This is a genomic window from Mesorhizobium sp. L103C131B0, from assembly GCF_000502275.1.
GTDB lineage: Bacteria > Pseudomonadota > Alphaproteobacteria > Rhizobiales > Rhizobiaceae > Mesorhizobium.
The window spans coordinates 313,538-327,477 of sequence record NZ_AYXC01000002.1; the positions used below are offsets into that span (position 1 = coordinate 313,538).

The following is a 13,940-nucleotide window of genomic DNA, read 5'->3' on the forward strand; positions in this document are numbered from 1 at the left end:
GCAGAGCCCTATCCCTCGGATAGGGCTCTGCGTTCAGCTCAGATCACCAGGCCCTTGGTCAGTTCCAGCGCCTGCCGCTCGAACAGGCGGCGGTAGATGCCGCCCTTCAGCCGGATCAGCTCGTCATGCGAGCCTTCCTCGACGATCTTGCCACGGTCGAACACGAGCAGCCTGTCCAGCGCCCGCACCGTCGACAGACGGTGCGCGATGACCAGCGTCGTGCGGCCAACCATCAGCCGCTCCATCGCCTGCTGGATCAGTACTTCCGATTCCGAATCGAGGCTCGATGTCGCCTCGTCCAGGATCAGGATGCGCGCATCCGCCAGGAAGGCGCGTGCGATCGCCACCCGCTGGCGCTCGCCGCCCGACAGTTTCACGCCGCGTTCACCGACCAGCGTGCCGTAGCCCTTCGGCAGGCTGGTGATGAAGTCGTGCGCGCTGGCGAGCTTGGCGGCATGCTCGATCTCGGCCTGCGTGGCGTCCGGACGGGCATAGGCGATGTTTTCCGCCAGCGAGCGGTGGAACAGGATGGGCTCCTGCTGGACGATGGCAATCTGCGCGCGCAGCGACGCCTGTGCAACCTGGGAGATGTCTTGGCCATCGACCAGGATCCTGCCGCCGCTGACATTATAGAGACGCTGGATCAGCTTCACGAAGGTCGTCTTGCCCGAGCCGGAATGGCCGACCAGTCCGACCCGCTCGCCCGCCGCTATCTCCACCGAAAAATCGCGGTAGAGCGGCAGGCGATGGCTGCCATAGTGGAAGGTGACGTTATCGAAGGCGATGTGGCCATGCGTGATCCGGATCGGCTTGGCGCCGGGCCGGTCCTCGATGCCGAGCGGTTGCGACTGGAAATCGACCAGTTCCTCCATGTCGTTGACCGAACGCTGCAAATTGCGGATATGCGTGCCGATGTCCCTGAGGTAGCCCTGCAGCACGAAGAACGAGGTCAGCACGAAGGCGACATCGCCCGCACTTGCCTGGCCCCAGGCCCACAGCATCAGCGACAGGCCGATTACTGCCGTCCGCAGCACCAGCAGCATGGCGCCTTGCGTCGTGCCGTTGATGGTGCCGCGCACCCAAGTGCGGCTGGTCCGCGCGCGCCATTTGGCGACGACCTTGGCAAGACGCGTTTCCTCGCGCGTCTCGGCGCCGAAACCCTTGACCACGGCATTGCAGCTCACCGCATCGGCAAGCGAGCCGCCAAGCCGCGTATCCCAGCTGTTGGCGAGCCGTGCCGCGGGCGCGACATAGCCGAGCGACAGCAGCGCCGTCACCGTGATGAACAGCACCGAGCCGACTGCCACGACCAGCCCCATCAGCGGCCAGAACCAGCCGAGCAGCAACGTCGAGCCGACCAGCATGGCGACCGACGGCAACAACGCAATCAGGATGGTGTCATTGAGCAGGTCGAGAGCCCACATGCCGCGCGTGACCTTGCGCACCGTCGATCCGGCAAAGCTGTTGGCGTGCCAGTCGGTTGAGAAGCGCTGCACGCGATGGAACGCGTCGGCGGCGATGTCGGCCATCATCTTCAGCGTCAGCTCGACAATGCCCATGAAAGCCAGGTTGCGCAGCACCACGCCGGTCAGCGCCAAAGCGATGAGCGCGAAGAACGCCGCCATTGCCGCATTCCACGCGACATCGTCAGCCAACGCACTGCTGGCGACGGCATCGACCAGCCGGCCGGAATAGAGCGGCGTCAAGACGTCGGCCAGGGTCGACAGCAGGAAGCTGCCCATGATCAGCGAAAGCCGCCACGGCTGGCGCCGCCAGTGGCTGAGCGTGAAGCCAAGAACGCTGCGAAAGGCGCTTGCACGCAGATCGATTCGAAAACGAGTCATGATGTCATCCGGGCGCAAATCTGCCCGGTCCCGGTAAGGTCTGAAAATTGAAAACCGCGCTGGGCATTCGCCCGGCTGCGGAGGTTCGGCATGGGTGGCGGCGCGCCCCGGGTTGTCGGGTGGCGACCGGCATCGGCAGAAGCCTGTACTCGACCCGGCATCGGTGCGAAGGGCAAACCTTCGCCGGACGCCAGGTGAGACCTAGGCTTCGCGGCCTCGCATTACCATGTGAAATACTGCCATTCGGACCTCCCGCAAGACACTTGCGGAGAGGTCCTTATAGAGACGCCATGAAGGATCGCCAAGGCCGGGCACGTGGCAAAGCGTAACTGGTCCAACCAGTGAGGTTATTTTGCAACAACAGCCGGTCAACCCCCCTCGCTATGCCTCATTCCGGGTTGCGATCGAGGCGCATGTAGCGGCCGTCGGTCGATGCCTTGAAGCCCAGCTTCTCATAAAGGCCATGCGCGTCACTGGTCGACAGGCTCCAGTGCGAGACCGTGCTGAGTTCAGGGTGGTCGATGAGCGCCTGCACCAGTTGCAAGCCAATGCCTTGGCCGCGATGCTGCGGCCAGATGATGATGTCGGCGAGATAGGCAAACACCGTACGGTCGGTGATGGCCCGGCCAAAACCGACTTGGTTCCCGTCGATATAGGCCGCGGTGCAGAACGAGTTGGCAAAGGCGCGGCGATGAAACTCATCGCTGCGGCCGGCGCCCCAATAACTTGCCATCAACAGGTCGGAGGTCGCCCGGAAATTGATCCGTGACATGTCGAAGCTGATCTCACAGTCGGGCATGGTGCCTCGCAAAGAAGAGGGCGGCCGAATTCAGTCCGGCCGGTGATTTGGCTGCCCACGTGGCGCGCTTATGGCACCACGAGATAGGCCTTCTGGTCGGCGATCGCGATGGTCACGTCGGTGCCGGAATTGAACTCGACGAAATCGAGCTCCATCCCGTCGCTGAAGATGACGCCGCCCCTGCTCTGCCGCGAAGAAACCACCAGCGGCCGGTCGCGGGTGATGACGCCATGCACAAGCGACACGCCGGTCGTGTTGCTCGGAAACGGTTCGCGCACCGAAAAGAACAGCTGTTCGCCTTCGCGGTCATAGCCTTGCGGCGGCACGGTCGGCACGGAGTTGTCACCATAGGCCGCGGCCAGTCCCGCGGCGCCCGCCATAACCGAGCGCAGCCAGCCGGTAGAGCCGGCGCCCGTGGAGATGATAATGCCGCTCGACGACTGGCGCTCGGTCCTGCCGCCATAGGTCAACTCGTAACGCGCCGAGACATGCGTCGAGGCGCCAACGAACAGATCGTTGAAGGCGATCAGCCGGCGTCCGTCATTGGAGCGCGCTTCGGCCATCACCACCGCCTGGCGCTTCGCCTTGCCGGCGATCGTCAGGCCGAGGACCTTTTCGGTATCGTCGGCATTCCACGGCAGCAACACGCCGTCGAAAAGCGCCGGGTTCGGGTTGATGCCGATCAGCGGCTGGTACGGGAGGTACTTCGCGGTGTTGGACACCAGCCCGTCCTGACCGAGCGCGATCACCGCGTCGGAGCCGAATTCGAACTGCGGGACCAGTTCGCGGTCGAGCCGCAACTGTTTGAGGCCTTGGGGAAGCGAACCCATCACCCGGTCGAGCGCCTGGTGATAGACGTCATGCGCCGCCTTGACCGGGTCGAAATTCATGCCGGCCTGCCGGAGATAAAAGCGCGCCTGTCCCTGCGTGTTGAAGCGCGTCGTCAGCTCCTCCAGCTCGGTCTTGCGGGTGACGACGATCACCCGGTCGATCGGCCTGCCGCTCTGGTCGCTTGCCACCCGAGCTTGCCTTTCAGGACCCGGCTTTCGGAGTGGAAAGCTGGCTGAGCGCGCTGGTGAGCATGTCAGGCGTGATCGACAGATTGCCGACCGAACCGCCCTTTTCCGCCCAGGCCTTGAAGGCCATCGCCGTCAGCACGTGCGCCGGCGCCGACGAATAGACGGTCAGTTCCAGCTGCTGCGCCTTGGCTTCCGCCTCGGCAAGCGTCAGCTTGTTGCGCGCCTCGGTATCGACCAGCAGCTTGTTGCGTTCGGCAAGCTCGATTTCGGTCGCCAGCTCGCTCTGCTTGATCTCGCGCTCCTTCTCCACGCCCCAGGCACGGCGCCCATAGATCGCGGCATCGGCCTGGCGCTGCAGCGCCTCGCGATATTCGGTCTGGAGCGCCTTGCGGATCTCCGGCGTCGGCTGGACCGAGGTGATGTGAACCTCCTCGATCGACAGGCCGGCGGTCGCGGCAATCGGATCGTTGCGCAGGAGTGCGGCGAGATTGCCACCGAGCTTGGTCACCTCGGCCAGCGCCTGTTCCAGCGTCATGCTCGAAACCACCGCGCGGGCGCGGCTCTGTATCGCAAGCACCAGGCGCTCGGCGATCTTCTCCCGGCCGTCGCCGACGACGTCGGCACGGCTGAGCTTGGCGCCGAAATCAAAACCTTCGGCTGCCTTGAGTGGATCGATGATGCGGTAGCTGACCGACCCCTGGATTGCCAGATCCTGGAAATTCGCCGTCGTCTCGGTGAAGATGAAGGGGTTATCGAGCGACGTCACCGGCACCATCGCTATCGTGGTGCCGAACGTGCCGTACCAGAAGGAGATGCCGCGCCCCTGCTCCCTGATCTTGCCGTTCTTGAAGCGCAGGATGTGATACTCAGGCGTTCCCTTGAAATAGCTGATAAACATGCGCCCCCCAAGGTTCATTGATTTAATCAGATGTTTAGCCGCGATCCCTGAAACGGTTGGTGATGGGATAGCGGCGGTCGCGGCCAAAATTCTTACGGGTGATCTTCACACCCGGCGCCGCTTGCCGGCGTTTGTACTCGGCAATGTAGAGCAAATGTTCGACGCGCGTCACCGTCGCCCGGTCGTGGCCGCGCGCGACGATGTCGTCGACGCCCATTTCGTTCTCGACCAGGCATTCCAGAATGTCGTCCAGCACCGGATAGGGCGGCAGCGAATCCTGGTCGGTCTGGTTCTCGCGCAATTCCGCCGACGGCGCCTTGTCGATGATATTCCTGGGGATCACCTCGCCTGAGGGGCCGAGCGCGCCCGGCGGCACATGGCTGTTGCGCCAGCGCGACAGCGCATAGACCTGCATCTTGTAGAGGTCTTTTATCGGGTTGAAGCCGCCATTCATGTCGCCATAAAGCGTGGCGTAGCCCACAGACATCTCGCTCTTGTTGCCCGTGGTGACGACCATCGAGCCGAACTTGTTGGAAATCGCCATCAGGATCGTGCCGCGCGCGCGGCTCTGTAGATTCTCTTCGGTGATGCCTTCCTTGGTGCCTTCAAAAAGCTGCGCCAGCGTGTGTAGGAAACCCTCGACCGGTTCGAAGATCGGCACGATGTCATAGCGGCAGCCAAGCGCGCGGGCGCAATCCTCGGCATCCTTCAGCGAATCCTCCGAGGTATAGCGGTAGGGCATCATCACCGCCCGCAGCCGCTCCTCGCCGAGCGCATCGACGGCCAATGCGGCGCAGATCGCCGAATCGATGCCGCCGGAGAGACCCAGCACGACGTTCTTGAAGCCGTTCTTGTTGACGTAGTCGCGCAGGCCGAGCATGCAGGCGCGGTAGTCCGCCTCCTCGCGCTCGGGGATTTTCGACATCGGCCCTTCCGAGCAGACCCAGCCGTCGAACTCTTCTGCGTTTTGCGCGCCTGCGGCGACGCGGTTGCGCTTCCAGGTGGTGACGTCGACAGTTTCCTCGAACTGGCTCATCTGGAAGGCGAGCGTCTTGTCGGCGCCGATGGCAAAAGAGGCGCCGTCGAAGATCAGCTCATCCTGGCCGCCGATCTGATTGGCATAGATCATCGGCAAACCGGTCTCAATGACCTGGCGGATAACGACCTGATGGCGCACGTCCATCTTGGCGCGGTAGTAGGGCGAGCCGTTCGGCACCAGCAGGATTTCCGCGCCGCTCTCGGCCAGGGTTTCACAGATGCCGACGTCGCCCCAGATGTCCTCGCAGATCGGAATTCCGATGCGCACACCGCGGAAATTGACGGGTCCCTGAGCCTCGGGGCCGGCCTGAAAGACGCGCTTCTCGTCGAACTCGCCATAGTTTGGCAAATCGAGCTTGTAGCGCTCGGCGAGGATCTTGCCGCCATCGGCGACGATGATCGAATTGTGGGTGCCGCTCTTGCGCTTCAGCGGCGTGCCGATGATGACGCCCGGCCCGCCATCGGAGGTATCCGCGGCGAAATCCTGAGCGGCCTTCTCGCAAACCTTGAGGAAGGCCGGCTTCAGCACCAGGTCCTCCGGCGGATAACCGGCAAGGAAAAGCTCGGTGTAGAGCACGATGTCGGCGCCCTGGCGGGCGGCATCCGCCCTCGCCTCGCGCGCCTTGGCAAGGTTGCCGGCGACATCGCCGACCGTCGGGTCGAGCTGGGCAACGGCGATGCGCAGAATATCGGGTGCGGTCTTCTGGGTCATCTGTGCGGTTTAGCGCGGCAAATTTGCCCGGGCAATGGCGTTCGTTTGGACCAATTCGGTGATCAGTCGTCGCCCATATATTCGCGCAGCGATTGCGGCGAATGGTTCTCTCCGATCGACATCGCCAGAATGCGCGAAATGTGCCGGCGCGGCAGGCCGGTTTCCTTCGCCCATTTGTTGATCTGCGCCTGAATCTTGTCGAGATCCCTCTTCGACGTCGGACTTTCGGCGATGTCGAGGCCGGCGTCGCGCAGTGCCGCCCCCATATCGGCTGAGATGACAAATGCGTCCCAGCCCAGCCAGCGCAGGAAATACTGGCCGGTGTTGCCGCCAAGCCGGCTGCCATGCTTGCCGAGATACGCCATCAGCCCGACCTGGTCGTCGTCAGGCCACTCCGCGAGGAATTTGCCGAAACCGCCATGTTCCTTCGACACACGCTCAACGAAGGCGGCGTTGTCGCGGACGGATTTGATCTTCTGCGGGTTGCGCACAATGCGTTGATCAGCCGTCAGGTCGTGCCAGAAGTCATCAGGTTGAAACAACAGCCGTTTCGGCTCGAAATGGAGAAAGGCTTCCTCGAACCCGGGCCATTTCTGTTCGATGACGCGCCAGACGAAGCCGGCGGCAAACACCCGCTCGGCCATCGTCGACAGGATGCGATCGTCCGTAATGTCGGAAACAGCAGCATTGTCAGACGCCGGCCCGAGCAGCGAGGTCAGCACCGCGTCGCCGCCTTTGCGTTTTGCAGCACGGGCGCGAATCTTCGCGAAATCGGGCATCCTGCATCCTCGCGCCGCGCTTTTGACGAAACGCCATCTTCCTATATGCAAACAAGGCTGCCAAGCCGACGCTTTTCCTATGGAGACATCCATGCACAAGACCGTGCCAGAACTTGCCAACCGCTGGTTGAGGCGAACGCCTGAAACCCTAAGCGAGCTCGAGCGGCGGGTGTTGCAGAGCACTGTCGACCGCAAGCCCATCTCGCAGGATATCAACGACAGCCTCACCGGCCTTCAGGGCGCCGGCGACCGGATCGCCGATGCCATTGCCCGCATCGGCGGCTCGTGGACGTTCATCCTGTCCTTCATTGCTTTCCTGGTGCTGTGGATCGGCGCCAATTGGTGGCTGCTGGGACGAGACTCATTCGATCCCTACCCCTTCATCTTCCTCAATCTCGTGCTGTCGATGATCGCCGCCCTGCAGGCGCCGGTGATCATGATGTCGCAGAACCGCCAGGCCGCGCGCGACCGCATCGACGCCGCGCATGACTATGAGGTCAACCTCAAGGCCGAGATCGAGATCATGGCTCTGCATGAAAAGCTGGACGAACTGCGCCACAGCCAGATCATCGGCGTGCGCGAGGACATTGCGCGCCTGGCCGAACAGGTGAACCGCATAGACGAAAAACTGTCGGGCCGGCAAACCTCTCAATGACCGGGATCGTCCATCACCTCATCGAGCAATACGGGTTGATCGCGGTTTTCCTGGGCTGTGTCGCCGAAGGCGAAAGTGCGGCCATCCTCGGCGGCTTCTTCGCCCATCAGCATGTCTTCATCCTCTGGAAAGCTTTCCTCGCGGCCGCCATTGGCGCCTTCGTCGGCGACACGTTTTTCTTCGTCCTCGGCCGCAGCTTTGCCGACCATCCCAGGGTGCTGAAACTGAAGGCGAGGCCCGGCTTCAACCACGCCTACCGTCTCGTCTCGTCCCATCCCAACATATTCGTCCTGTCCAACCGCTACATCTATGGCCTGCGCCTGGTCGGCGGCATCGCGGCCGGTTTCGCCAGCATTTCGGTAGCGCGCTTCGTTATCCTCAACGCGGTGTCGTCGCTGGTCTGGGCGGCTTTGTTCTGCGGCATCGGCTACGTCTTCGGTCTCGGCGCCGAGCAGATGATAGGCAAGGCACTGCTCCATCACGAACGGCTGCTGATCGCGCTTGCCATAGGTCTGGGTGTCGCCATCCTTGCCTGGCTCATCGCCCGCACCGTCGCCGGCAAGGAGCGCGCCAAGGACGCCCGCGACAGCGAAACCACATCGTAAGGTTCAGTCGTCGTCCTCGACCAGAGCCCGGTCGCCGCGATCGAGGATCAGCGGGATGATGAGATCTTCCTCGTCGGCCAGATGCCGCTTCAGCATGGCGATCAGCCGGCTGTTCTCGTCCGCATAGGCGTCGGCGGCGAAGCGCTGCCTGTCCTCGCTCTCCTCGAGCGTGCGGATGAAGGCGTTCGCCGTCTCGGCGTTGCGCTCCAGCCCCTCATGAATGGTGTGATGGTCGGCATCGAGGATTTCGAAGCCGCGCTTCAGGCGCGGCTCCGCCTTGGCGAAAGCCGGGAAATATTGGTAGTCCTCGACATTGTGGTGGCCGTCGAGATTGCCGAGAAAGTGGTTCAGCCGCGGCGCGAACCAGCGCGCGAAATCCGGCGCCGTCAGCCTGCCTTCGCGATAGTCGCCAATGCAGTTGGTGAGCATGCCGCCCAGCTCTCGGAACATGTCGTGCCGCTGCAGCCACATGTTTGCCATGCCGTGGATGTTGGCGTGGCCCTGCCATGTCTCGCGCGGATATTTTTCCGCCAGCCAGCGCAGGTCTTCCGGCAGGCCGGCTCTTTCAAGCAGCAGAAAATTGGCTTCCACGACGTCAGTCTCCTTTGGTGACTAACATATGGGAGCGTTCAGATCAGATCGGTAGTCCTGTGATGCGCTCGATGAGGGCGATTCCCCAGACGCCGGCGACGATAACAACCGAAATCAGCACCGCCAGCGAGCCGCAGTCCTTGGCGAGCTGGATGTCGACGTTGAACTCGCGACTGAAGGCATCGCAGGCTGCCTCGATGCCGGTGTTCAGCACTTCGACCATGATGAGCAGCAGCACCGCGCCGATCAACAGCGCGTAGCCGCGCCACGAGACCGAGACGAACCAGCCGAGCGGCAGCGCCAGCACCAGCAGCATCAGTTCCTGCTGAAATGCCCTTTCGCTGGCGGCGAGCTTGCGAAAGGCTCGCACAGAATTGAAGTAAGCACCGATCAGCCGCTGCATGCCGCATCCCCTTCGAATCACCGGCAGGGGATATCGCAATGGCTGGATCAAGGGAATAAGGCAGCCGCCGCAAAATCACTGCTCCGCAACCTTGATCGTCGGCGTCGACTTCTCGAACTGCGGCAGTCCATCGTCGATCGTATAGTAATCGCCCTTGTCGCCGACAAAGATGTGGCATTGGCCTTCGAGCCCGGTCGGGTTGTCGAACGATCCGGCCAGAACTGAGACATAGGCATCCTGACCCGGCTTCCAGAACAGCACCGAGCCGCAGATCTTGCAAAAGCCGCGCTTGGCAAAGGAAGACGATTCGTACCAGCTGATGTTGTCGGCGCCGGTTATCGTGATGTCGCCGTCGGCGACGTTGGTCGCGGCGTAAAAATGCCCGCTCTGCTTGCGGCACTGCGAACAGTGGCAATAAATGACGCCGCGCAACGGCCCTCGCGTCTGGAAACGCACGGCTCCACACAGGCAAGATCCGCTGTGGTTGTTGCTCATCCCTACCTCCACCAGCCATCGTCCAGGGCTTCGCCGCTGGCCGAGAGGATTTCAGTTTTGCCGCAGCCGGGCACCGGCAAATGCGACATGGGGTGGCCGTGTTCGGACCTGACCTCAGGATCTTTGCAAACCATTTCTGCAGCCTGCGGTAGAACGGACGCGTTACCTGGCGGCACATTAAGGAAACTTTAGCGCCGGCGCATCTATGGTCGTTGCCAAGCGAATGTCGCGATTGGGGACGTGTCTTTCGCAGGATGATCCGAAATACGGCTGGCACTCTCCGGTCGGCGGCATCTCGCACGGTCTGCGATGGGTCCCAGAGGCAGAGTGAACAGAACATGCAGCCGGCAGCCGTCCAGACCGACCGAAACAGCGACATTGCAACAGCCGTTGTGGCGACCATGCGTCAGCTCGGCGTGCTTGGCCTGCCGCGCAATTACGAAATCTTCTACGAAGCACTGAAAGGCACCAATCGCGAACTCGGCCTGGCCGTCGTCGCGCTGGGCAACCAGCCGACGCAGGACGATCTCGACCGCATCGGCCGCGCTTTCTTTGCCCAGCATCACGGTCCCGGCATTGTCGAGCAGGCGCGCGACGTGTTGGCCAGGGAACTCGAGGACATCGCCTTGCTGCTGCGCAGCGAACGTAGCCATATCGAGAAATACGGCAAGATCCTCGATGAGACATCGAGTGGCCTCGCCAACCGCAGCCTGCTTTCGCAGGATCTGCTGCAGAAGGTCGCCAGCGCCATGGCGGCGGCCACCAACTCGACCCTCGACCACGGCAAGCAGGTTGCAACCACGCTGAGCGACAAGACGGCGGAACTGGAGAGCGTCAAGTCGAAGCTTGAGGAGTACAAGCGGCTCGCCGACACCGACCCCTTGACCCATATCTGGAACCGCCGCGCCTTCGACAAGCAAATCACGGCGATTTACACCTCCAACAAGGGGATCCTGTTCAACGCCCTGATCCTTGCCGACATCGACCATTTCAAGGGTGTCAACGATCGCTACGGCCACCCGGTCGGCGACAAGATCATCCAGATCGTCGCTGAAATCTTCCAGACCAGCATCCGTGAAGACATGTTCGTAGCCCGCACCGGCGGCGAGGAATTCGCGCTGATCGTCGAGGGCGCCAGCGAGGATACCACTTACGAGATCGCCGAACGCATCCGCGTGCTGATCGAACAGACGCCGTTCACCAGCAGCCAGACCGGCGCCAATTACGGCACGGTGACCGTTTCCATGGGCATCTGCATGGCTTCCGAAGCGGAAAGCCCGGAGGATCTCTACACCAAGGCGGACCGGGCGCTCTACCGCTCCAAGGTTGGCGGGCGCAACCGCGTCACCCGGCACTCGACAATGGCCGGCCGCACCGGCAAGAACTGGCTGCTATACAAGAAAGACTGACGCTTCGGCGTGCAGCCAATTCCCGGGCACGGGCAAATTTATCGGATCCCGCCTCTTTCCATATGAATTTTCGTGGACTATATTTTCCATGGAAAGAGAGAGGCCATGTCTGTTACACAACCCAATGCTGCCGCCCCTGATCTGACCGCGAAGGCGGCCGAAAATGCGGTTCTGACCAAGGCCACGCTGCGCGCCGCCGAACTCCTGGATATAACCGCCAGGGTGCTTGCGTCGATCATCGGCGTCTCGGAAGCCACGGTTTCACGCATGCGCAGGCAGGAATTCCTGCTGGAGCGCGGCACCAAGCCGTTCGAACTCGCGGTGCTGTTCGTGCGGCTGTTCCGTTCGCTCGACGCCATTGTCGGCGGTGACGAGACGATAGCCCGGGCATGGCTGAAGAACGCCAATACCGCGTTCGATGGCAGCCCGCTTGAAAAGATCCTCACCATTACCGGGCTTGTCGATGTCATTGCCTATCTGGACTCCCGACGCGCTCTCGTCTGAAGCCGTCCGGCTCGACGGCAAATACTGGCGCATGGTCGAGGCGCAGCACCGCGTCTCGACCCTGAAGATCGTTGACACGCTGGACGAACAGGCGCTGCTCGAGGATCTGATCGAGGAGACCAAGCCGCAGATCCCCATGGAATGCAGGCATCTCCACTATCTGCTGGCGACGCCCTTCCGCTACGGCTCGATCTATCCCTACGGCTCGCGCTTCCGCCGCGCCGGCCGCACTCTGGGGGTCTACTACGCGGCGAAGACGATCATGACGGCGGTCGCCGAAATGGCCTTCTACCGCCTGCTGTTCTTCGCCGATTCGCCCGAGACGCCATGGCCGCACGACGCCGCCGAATACACCGCCTTCGCCGCCGCGATCCGTACCGACAATGCCATCGACCTGACGCGGCCGCCGCTCAACCGCGATCGGGCCCATTGGACGCATCCGACCGACTATGCCGCCAGCCAGGCGATTGCCGATGTCGCGCGTGAGGCTGGGCTGGAGGCGATCCGTTACCGTTCGGCGCGCGACCCGAAGGGCGTCAATGTGGCGCTGCTGACATGCCGCGGTTTTGCCAAGGCCAAGCCGCTGGAGCCGCATACCTGGCGCATCCGGCTCGGCGCGTTCGGCGTCCAGGCCATCTCAGAATTTCCGGAGAAGCGGATCGAGTTTTCCAGAACCGCCTTCGCCAATGATCCCCGGCTCAACGGATTGCGCTGGGAACGCGGGCGTTGATCAAACGAAAAAGCGCCGGATTTCTCTGGCGCTTATCATTTCAATTCTGAAAACAGGCTCTTAGCCGTTCACCGCCTGCTTGTGCTGCACCGGATGGCTCTTCTTCAAGAGATCCGACACCAGGAAGGCCAGCTCGATCGCCTGGTCGGCGTTGAGGCGCGGGTCGCAATGGGTGTGGTAGCGGTCCTGCAGCTCCTCGGCGGTGATGGCGCGGGCGCCGCCGGTGCATTCGGTGACGTTCTTGCCGGTCATCTCGACATGGATGCCGCCGGGGTGCGTGCCCTCAGCGCGATGCACCTCGAAGAAGGTCTGCACTTCCTTGAGGATGCGGTCGAACGGCCGCGTCTTGTAGCCGGCTGCCTCGATGGTGTTGCCGTGCATCGGATCGGACGACCACACGACGCTTCTGCCTTCCTTCTGCACCGCGCGCACCAGCTTCGGCAAATGGTCGGCGACCTTGTCGGAGCCGAAGCGGGCGATCAGCGTCAGCCGGCCCGGCTCGTTCTCCGGATTGAGCAGGTCGATCAGCTCCAGCAGACCGTCAGCCGTCAGCGACGGGCCGCATTTGAGGCCAAGCGGGTTCTTGATGCCGCGGCAATATTCGACATGGGCATGGTCGGGCTGGCGGGTGCGGTCGCCGATCCAAATCATATGGCCGGAGGTAGCGTACCAGTCGCCAGAGGTCGAATCGACGCGGGTCAGTGCTTCTTCATAGCCAAGCAGCAGCGCTTCGTGGCTGGTGTAGAAGTCGGTCTCGCGCAGCGCGTAATTGGTCTCGGAAGTGATGCCGACGGCCTTCATGAAGTCCATCGTCTCGGTGATGCGGTTGGCGAGCATGCCATACTTCTCGCCCTGCGGGCTGTCAGAGACGAAACCGAGCATCCAGCGGTGCACGTTCTCCAGGCTAGCATAGCCGCCCTGGGCGAAAGCGCGCAAAAGGTTGAGCGTCGCCGCCGATTGCCGGTAGGCCATCTCCTGGCGGGCCGGGTCGGGAATACGCGACTTCGGGTCGAACTCGATGCCGTTGATGATGTCGCCGCGATAGCTCGGCAGCGTCACCTCGCCCTTGGTCTCGTTGTCGGAGGAGCGCGGCTTGGCGAACTGGCCGGCGACACGGCCGACCTTCACCACCGGCTGCGCGCCGGCGAAGGTCAGCACCACCGACATCTGCAGGAAGACGCGGAAGAAGTCGCGGATGTTGTCCGCGCCATGTTCGGCGAAACTCTCGGCGCAATCGCCGCCCTGGAGAAGGAATGCATCACCGGCAGCGACAGCCGCAAGCTGCTTCTTCAGCTTGCGCGCCTCACCGGCAAAAACCAGCGGCGGAAAGGTGGCGAGCTGGGCTTCCGTGCTCTTCAGCGCGGCAAGGTCCGGATAGCCAGGAACCTGCTTGATCGGCTTCGCTCTCCAAGAATTCGGCGACCATTTCGTCATCGCTGCACCCAAACGCCTTTTCCAG

General features: G+C 62.6%; 15 protein-coding genes. 5 read left to right on the top strand and 10 right to left on the bottom strand.

Annotated features, from left to right (window positions below):
• Nucleotides 1-38: 38 nt before the first annotated feature.
• The 6 genes from X730_RS159585 to X730_RS159560 all read right to left on the bottom strand — a co-directional run bounded on the left by X730_RS159585 (nt 39) and on the right by X730_RS159560 (nt 7,089).
• Complete coding sequence (locus X730_RS159585; RefSeq protein ID WP_023825635.1) at nt 39-1,844, bottom strand: ABC transporter ATP-binding protein; 1,806 nt, start codon at nt 1,842-1,844, stop codon at nt 39-41.
• A gap of 388 nt (nt 1,845-2,232) precedes the next feature.
• Nucleotides 2,233-2,643, bottom strand: coding sequence for a GNAT family N-acetyltransferase (locus X730_RS159580; RefSeq protein ID WP_023825636.1), 411 nt, complete (start codon nt 2,641-2,643; stop codon nt 2,233-2,235).
• Nucleotides 2,644-2,711: 68 nt separating this feature from the next.
• Entirely contained in the window at nt 2,712-3,662 is a 951-nt protein-coding gene (locus X730_RS159575) for a hypothetical protein (protein ID WP_027050400.1), read from the bottom strand.
• Between the two features lie 13 nt (nt 3,663-3,675).
• Nucleotides 3,676-4,560, bottom strand: a complete 885-nt coding sequence (locus X730_RS159570) for an SPFH domain-containing protein (RefSeq protein WP_023825637.1) — start codon at nt 4,558-4,560, stop codon at nt 3,676-3,678.
• Nucleotides 4,561-4,594: 34 nt separating this feature from the next.
• On the bottom strand, nt 4,595-6,310 hold the full coding sequence (locus X730_RS159565; protein ID WP_023825638.1) for an NAD+ synthase: 1,716 nt from the start codon (nt 6,308-6,310) through the stop codon (nt 4,595-4,597).
• A gap of 62 nt (nt 6,311-6,372) precedes the next feature.
• On the bottom strand, nt 6,373-7,089 hold the full coding sequence (locus tag X730_RS159560) for a DNA-3-methyladenine glycosylase I (protein WP_023825639.1): 717 nt from the start codon (nt 7,087-7,089) through the stop codon (nt 6,373-6,375).
• 91 nt (nt 7,090-7,180) lie between these two features.
• On the opposite strand from X730_RS159560, the gene X730_RS159555 reads away from it, so the two are divergent.
• Both X730_RS159555 and X730_RS159550 read left to right on the top strand, forming a co-directional pair.
• Nucleotides 7,181-7,744, top strand: coding sequence for a DUF1003 domain-containing protein (locus tag X730_RS159555; protein WP_023667551.1), 564 nt, complete (start codon nt 7,181-7,183; stop codon nt 7,742-7,744).
• Nucleotides 7,741-8,349, top strand: coding sequence for a DedA family protein (locus X730_RS159550; protein ID WP_023695416.1), 609 nt, complete (start codon nt 7,741-7,743; stop codon nt 8,347-8,349). The genes X730_RS159555 and X730_RS159550 overlap by 4 nt, the downstream gene beginning before the upstream one ends.
• Before the next feature lie 3 nt (nt 8,350-8,352).
• On the opposite strand, the gene X730_RS159545 is transcribed toward X730_RS159550, so the two are convergent.
• The 3 genes from X730_RS159545 to X730_RS159535 all read right to left on the bottom strand — a co-directional run bounded on the left by X730_RS159545 (nt 8,353) and on the right by X730_RS159535 (nt 9,838).
• A complete protein-coding gene (locus X730_RS159545; protein ID WP_023825640.1) occupies nt 8,353-8,940 on the bottom strand; it encodes a hemerythrin domain-containing protein in 588 nt (195 codons plus the stop codon).
• A gap of 43 nt (nt 8,941-8,983) precedes the next feature.
• Nucleotides 8,984-9,343 carry a diacylglycerol kinase gene (locus X730_RS159540; RefSeq protein WP_023667554.1) on the bottom strand — a complete coding sequence of 120 codons (360 nt, stop codon included), beginning with the start codon at nt 9,341-9,343 and terminating at the stop codon, nt 8,984-8,986.
• 75 nt (nt 9,344-9,418) lie between these two features.
• Nucleotides 9,419-9,838 carry a GFA family protein gene (locus tag X730_RS159535; protein ID WP_023825641.1) on the bottom strand — a complete coding sequence of 140 codons (420 nt, stop codon included), beginning with the start codon at nt 9,836-9,838 and terminating at the stop codon, nt 9,419-9,421.
• Between the two features lie 338 nt (nt 9,839-10,176).
• On the opposite strand from X730_RS159535, the gene X730_RS159530 reads away from it, so the two are divergent.
• From X730_RS159530 to X730_RS159520, 3 genes are all read left to right on the top strand, one after another.
• On the top strand, nt 10,177-11,247 hold the full coding sequence (locus tag X730_RS159530) for a GGDEF domain-containing protein (RefSeq protein WP_023681555.1): 1,071 nt from the start codon (nt 10,177-10,179) through the stop codon (nt 11,245-11,247).
• A 105-nt stretch (nt 11,248-11,352) separates the two neighbouring features.
• Complete coding sequence (locus X730_RS159525) at nt 11,353-11,751, top strand: MbcA/ParS/Xre antitoxin family protein (protein ID WP_023681556.1); 399 nt, start codon at nt 11,353-11,355, stop codon at nt 11,749-11,751.
• Nucleotides 11,711-12,481: an RES family NAD+ phosphorylase gene (locus tag X730_RS159520; protein WP_023825642.1), complete on the top strand. Its 771-nt coding sequence runs from the start codon at nt 11,711-11,713 to the stop codon at nt 12,479-12,481. Before X730_RS159525 ends, X730_RS159520 begins: the two co-directional genes overlap by 41 nt.
• Nucleotides 12,482-12,541: 60 nt before the next feature.
• Here the strand turns inward: X730_RS159520 and X730_RS159515 are convergent, their stop codons facing one another.
• Nucleotides 12,542-13,915 carry a 3-deoxy-7-phosphoheptulonate synthase class II gene (locus X730_RS159515; protein ID WP_023825643.1) on the bottom strand — a complete coding sequence of 458 codons (1,374 nt, stop codon included), beginning with the start codon at nt 13,913-13,915 and terminating at the stop codon, nt 12,542-12,544.
• Between the last annotated feature and the right edge of the window lie 25 nt (nt 13,916-13,940).

Bases quoted from the DNA above. Each gene is read 5' to 3' on its own strand.
- X730_RS159550 (WP_023695416.1), top strand. From the start codon at position 7,741: ATGACCGGGATCGTCCATCACCTCATCGAGCAATACGGGTTGATCGCG.
- X730_RS159560 (WP_023825639.1), bottom strand. From the start codon at position 7,089: ATGCCCGATTTCGCGAAGATTCGCGCCCGTGCTGCAAAACGCAAAGGC.
- X730_RS159555 (WP_023667551.1), top strand. From the start codon at position 7,181: ATGCACAAGACCGTGCCAGAACTTGCCAACCGCTGGTTGAGGCGAACG.
- X730_RS159570 (WP_023825637.1), bottom strand. From the start codon at position 4,560: ATGTTTATCAGCTATTTCAAGGGAACGCCTGAGTATCACATCCTGCGC.
- X730_RS159580 (WP_023825636.1), bottom strand. From the start codon at position 2,643: ATGCCCGACTGTGAGATCAGCTTCGACATGTCACGGATCAATTTCCGG.
- X730_RS159515 (WP_023825643.1), bottom strand. From the start codon at position 13,915: ATGACGAAATGGTCGCCGAATTCTTGGAGAGCGAAGCCGATCAAGCAG.
- X730_RS159535 (WP_023825641.1), bottom strand. From the start codon at position 9,838: ATGAGCAACAACCACAGCGGATCTTGCCTGTGTGGAGCCGTGCGTTTC.
- X730_RS159540 (WP_023667554.1), bottom strand. From the start codon at position 9,343: ATGCAGCGGCTGATCGGTGCTTACTTCAATTCTGTGCGAGCCTTTCGC.
- X730_RS159585 (WP_023825635.1), bottom strand. From the start codon at position 1,844: ATGACTCGTTTTCGAATCGATCTGCGTGCAAGCGCCTTTCGCAGCGTT.
- X730_RS159520 (WP_023825642.1), top strand. From the start codon at position 11,711: ATGTCATTGCCTATCTGGACTCCCGACGCGCTCTCGTCTGAAGCCGTC.
- X730_RS159525 (WP_023681556.1), top strand. From the start codon at position 11,353: ATGTCTGTTACACAACCCAATGCTGCCGCCCCTGATCTGACCGCGAAG.
- X730_RS159530 (WP_023681555.1), top strand. From the start codon at position 10,177: ATGCAGCCGGCAGCCGTCCAGACCGACCGAAACAGCGACATTGCAACA.
- X730_RS159565 (WP_023825638.1), bottom strand. From the start codon at position 6,310: ATGACCCAGAAGACCGCACCCGATATTCTGCGCATCGCCGTTGCCCAG.